Origin of the sequence: Streptomyces sp. SID5910 (assembly GCF_009862125.1) — a bacterium.
GTDB lineage: Bacteria > Actinomycetota > Actinomycetes > Streptomycetales > Streptomycetaceae > Streptomyces.
In genome coordinates this window covers 1-2,618 of record NZ_WWHX01000208.1, presented here as the reverse complement: position 1 = coordinate 2,618, position 2,618 = coordinate 1, and the positions used below count along the sequence as shown (strand labels likewise).

4 protein-coding genes are annotated in these 2,618 nt (G+C 72.3%); 1 reads left to right on the top strand and 3 read right to left on the bottom strand.

Features of this window, described 5'->3' with window-relative positions; translation table 11 throughout:
- Positions 1 to 20: 20 nt before the first annotated feature.
- From GTW67_RS07425 to GTW67_RS07415, 3 genes are all read right to left on the bottom strand, one after another.
- Complete coding sequence (locus GTW67_RS07425) at positions 21 to 713, bottom strand: SCO2207 family protein (RefSeq protein ID WP_161164006.1); 693 nt, start codon at positions 711 to 713, stop codon at positions 21 to 23.
- A 120-nt stretch (positions 714 to 833) separates the two neighbouring features.
- Positions 834 to 1,667, bottom strand: coding sequence for a hypothetical protein (locus tag GTW67_RS07420; RefSeq protein ID WP_237518722.1), 834 nt, complete (start codon positions 1,665 to 1,667; stop codon positions 834 to 836).
- Positions 1,668 to 1,726: 59 nt separating this feature from the next.
- Positions 1,727 to 2,086: an arsenate reductase family protein gene (locus tag GTW67_RS07415; RefSeq protein WP_161164005.1), complete on the bottom strand. Its 360-nt coding sequence runs from the start codon at positions 2,084 to 2,086 to the stop codon at positions 1,727 to 1,729.
- Positions 2,087 to 2,259: 173 nt separating this feature from the next.
- Here GTW67_RS07415 and GTW67_RS07410 point away from each other — a divergent pair, with 173 nt between their 5' ends.
- On the top strand, positions 2,260 to 2,526 hold the full coding sequence (locus GTW67_RS07410) for a hypothetical protein (RefSeq protein WP_524539755.1): 267 nt from the start codon (positions 2,260 to 2,262) through the stop codon (positions 2,524 to 2,526).
- Positions 2,527 to 2,618: the final 92 nt, after the last annotated feature.

Sequence of the window (2,618 nt, the reverse complement as noted above, 5' to 3'; positions counted from 1 at the left end):
GGCGGGGAGGGTGGAGGCGGTCAGCCCACCTTCTCGATCAGGGCCCGGCGGATGAGGAACTTGCCCGGCTCCCTGACCTGCTCGAACGCCGCGTCGTTGAGCAGGGCGCAGCTGCCGGAGACCGAGGCGACCTCCACCGTCGTGGACTTGGCGTTGTCCAGGTTGGTCACCCTGAGCTTGGTGCCCACGGGGAACTGGTTGCTGGACGCGGCCGGGGCACCGCCCTCGCCGGAGAGGGTGACGGTGGAGCCGTTGCACACCTGCGTACCGGCCTGCGCCGCGCCGCCGCCCGCCTGGTCGCCGGGTTGTCCGGCCTGAGGGGGCTGCGCGGTCTGAGAGGCCTGCGGCGGCTGTGCGGCCTGCGTCGGCTGTGCGGCTTGGGAGTCCTGAGCCGACTCCCCCACCGTGCAGCCGGACGCCTGCTGCTGGACCTTGATCTGCTCGACGACCGCCTCGCGGTTGGCGATCCGGGCCTCGGACTGCGCGTCGGGGGCGGCCCGCTGGCCCTCGATGAACCGCTGGTTGTTGCCGAGCGCGGTGGCCAGACCCTGGCAGACCGTGGAGTCCTGCGCGGACTTGGTCTGCGCGTTCTGGGTGGTCTGCGCGGCGTTCGAGGCGTTCGCCATCACGAAGGCCCCGCCGCCCGCCACCGCCGCGGCGCTCACCAGCAACGCGATCTTCTTCTTCGTGCCGAGACTTCTCCTGCGCGACATGCGCGCCTCCTGAAGAGGTAGGGGAGCGTACGCCGCTATGTACGAGATACCGAACGCGGTTACTCAGCCGTCACGGAGATCCGCCGGAGTAACCTGCGTCACAACCCGGCTGAGAGGAGGTCAGCTCGTCCCGGGGGCGTCGTCACCGTCCTCGTACGCCACCACGTTGTCGTTCACGTACTGGAGCAGGCCCTCCGTCTGCCGGGTGAGCTCGGTCTCCCCGGTCTCGGCGCCGTCGCCCCACTGGCCGTTCGCGAACACCACCGAGCGCACGGTCATCAGGCGCCGGAAGACACCGGCCGAGCCGGGCGGCACCGTCGGCATGTTGGCCTCGGGCGGCGGGTCGAGCGAGACGGTCTGGTAGGTCACGGGGTCCATCGAGGCCAGACCGAACACGGAACCGGCGTCCTCCGCGCGCCGGAAGCTCACCACGGTCACGGTCACCTGCGAGCGCCGGTCGGTGTCGGTGAACAGGGCGGCGGTGAGCCTGAGGCAGCCCTTCCCCTGGTCGATCAGGGCGGCCAGCTCCGGCGAGGTGCCCCGGGCGCACTCGGTCGTCGTCGCCAGATCGACGCGCTCGTACCGGGAGCCGTCGGGCAGCCGGACGGCGGTCTCCGGGAAGGCCTGTTCGGGGCGGACGACCGGGCGCGCGAGCAACGAGGGGAGAGAGGAGGGCGCGTCGGAGGGCAGGGTGACGGAGACGGAGGGCACCGCGACGGCCGTGGCGGTCGCCGTGGGGGCCGGTGCCGCGGCCTGCCGGTCGTCCTCGCCGCCGGTCAGCGTCAGGGCGCCGGCGACGACGGCGGCGACGAGGACGCCGCCGGTCGCCGCGGCCACCGCGAGCCGGGTGCGGCGGCGTCTGCGTATGCGGTCCTGCTCGGCCGTCCAGGCGTCCGCCGCGGCCGCGGGGTCGTACGGCAGGCCGTACCGCGGTCTTTGATCATCAGGGGTCATGGCGGCGCAGCGTAACAGGGGGTACCGACACCGGGTCCCGGCGACCGACGACGGGGTGCTCAGCGGGACAGGGCGTCCCGGACGGCTTCATCGGAGCGGCCCACGACGGCCGTTCCGTCGTCCGCCGTGATGATCGGGCGCTGGATCAGCTTCGGGTGCGCGGCGAGCGCGGCGACCCAGCGGTCGCGTGACGCGTCGTCACGGGGCCAGTCCCTCAGCCCGAGTTCCTTGGCGGCGGCCTCGCCGGTGCGGGTGATGTCCCACGGTTCGAGGCCGAGGCGGGTGAGGACCTCGCGGATCTCGTCCTCGCTCGGCACGTCCTCCAGGTAGCGGCGGACGGTGTAGTCGGCGCCCTCGGCGTCGAGCAGGCTGATGGCGCTGCGGCACTTGGAACAGGCCGGGTTGATCCAGATCTCCATGCCGCACACGGTAGCCGGGGCCCGCGGAACTCGTTCTCCCCGCGCGTCACAGGAGCCTCGAAAGCCCTTGTGGCCAGGGGCTTTTGTCAGTGGGGGGCGGTAAAATAGAAGCAGTGTTCGAGGGTGTCGCCGGGGGGTCCGGACGGCGCCCCGACAGCGACAGGAGGATGCCCGTGCCCGCTGCCGCACTGAAGCAGAAGCCCTACGAGCCCGTGGAGAAGCGTCCGCTGCCGGCGGGCCGCCCCCGCGAGTGGTACGTCACGCACAACCGCCGGCTCAAGGCGATGCGGCTCGCCATCGCCCTGCTCGACTCCGGCGTCTACCTGCCGAACCAGGCGCGCAACGAGACGATACGCGGCGCCGCGGAGACGATCGGTGTGCATGCGCCGTCGGACACGACGTGCCATATGGTGCGGGCGTTGATGCGGTACTCGCGGTGACGTGGGCGCGGGGTGCCGTTTCTTCTGACGGTGCCCCGCGCTGCCGTTGCCGTCTCCGGGGGCTGCCGCCCCCGGACCCCCGCTTCGGCCTG

What these genes read in the sequence shown, in the direction of transcription:
- GTW67_RS07420 (WP_237518722.1), bottom strand. Translation starts at nt 1,667, where the DNA reads ATGACCCCTGATGATCAAAGACCGCGGTACGGCCTGCCGTACGACCCC.
- GTW67_RS07425 (WP_161164006.1), bottom strand. Translation starts at nt 713, where the DNA reads ATGTCGCGCAGGAGAAGTCTCGGCACGAAGAAGAAGATCGCGTTGCTG.
- GTW67_RS07415 (WP_161164005.1), bottom strand. Translation starts at nt 2,086, where the DNA reads ATGGAGATCTGGATCAACCCGGCCTGTTCCAAGTGCCGCAGCGCCATC.